General features: G+C 61.7%; 1 protein-coding gene. It reads left to right on the plus strand.

Going from position 1 to position 1,195, the window contains the following annotated elements; genetic code table 11:
- The first annotated feature begins 1 nt into the window (after nucleotide 1).
- Nucleotides 2-1,192 (plus strand): elongation factor Tu, encoded by a 1,191-nt coding sequence (tuf, locus tag XpopCFBP1817_RS20780; protein WP_128418484.1) that lies wholly within the window; start codon nucleotides 2-4, stop codon nucleotides 1,190-1,192.
- Nucleotides 1,193-1,195: the final 3 nt, after the last annotated feature.

Genomic DNA, 1,195 nt, shown 5'->3' on the forward strand with positions numbered 1-1,195 from the left:
CATGGCAAAAGCTAAATTTGAGCGCAAGAAGCCGCACGTGAACGTCGGCACCATTGGTCACGTTGACCATGGCAAGACCACGTTGACCGCCGCGCTGACCAAGATCGGTGCTGAGCGTTTCGGTGGCGAGTTCAAGGCGTATGACGCGATCGACGCAGCGCCGGAAGAGAAGGCGCGCGGTATTACGATCTCGACCGCACACGTCGAGTACGAATCCGCAAACCGTCACTACGCGCACGTCGATTGCCCCGGCCACGCCGACTACGTCAAGAACATGATCACCGGTGCTGCGCAGATGGATGGCGCGATCCTGGTGTGCTCGGCCGCTGACGGCCCGATGCCGCAGACCCGTGAGCACATCTTGCTCTCGCGTCAGGTGGGTGTGCCGCACATCGTCGTGTTCCTGAACAAGGCTGACATGGTCGACGACGCCGAGCTGCTTGAGCTGGTCGAGATGGAAGTGCGTGAACTCCTGAGCAAGTACGAGTTCCCGGGCGACGACACCCCGATCATCCACGGTTCGGCCCGTCTGGCGCTGGAAGGCGATCAGAGCGAAATCGGCGTGCCGGCAATCCTGCGTCTTGTCGAAGCCCTGGATACCTTCATCCCCGAGCCGACCCGCGACGTCGACCGTCCGTTCCTGATGCCGGTCGAGGACGTGTTCTCGATCTCGGGCCGTGGCACCGTGGTGACCGGTCGTATCGAGCGCGGCATCATCAAGGTGGGCGACGAAATCGAAATCGTCGGTATCCGCGACACGCAGAAGACTACGGTCACCGGCGTTGAAATGTTCCGCAAGTTGCTGGACCAGGGTCAGGCAGGCGACAACGCCGGTCTGCTGCTGCGCGGCACCAAGCGTGACGAAGTGGAGCGTGGCCAAGTGCTGTGCAAGCCGGGTTCGATCAAGCCGCACACCGAGTTCGAAGCCGAAGTCTACGTGCTGTCCAAGGATGAGGGTGGTCGTCATACCCCGTTCTTCAAGGGCTACCGTCCGCAGTTCTACTTCCGCACTACCGACATCACTGGCGCCTGCCAGCTGCCGGAAGGCGTGGAGATGGTGATGCCGGGCGACAACGTGAAGATGGTCGTGACCCTGATCAACCCGGTCGCGATGGACGAAGGTCTGCGCTTCGCAATTCGTGAAGGTGGCCGCACCGTCGGCGCCGGCGTGGTTGCCAAGATCATCAAGTAAGTG

The organism is Xanthomonas populi (assembly GCF_002940065.1).
In the GTDB taxonomy this organism is placed as follows: domain Bacteria; phylum Pseudomonadota; class Gammaproteobacteria; order Xanthomonadales; family Xanthomonadaceae; genus Xanthomonas; species Xanthomonas populi.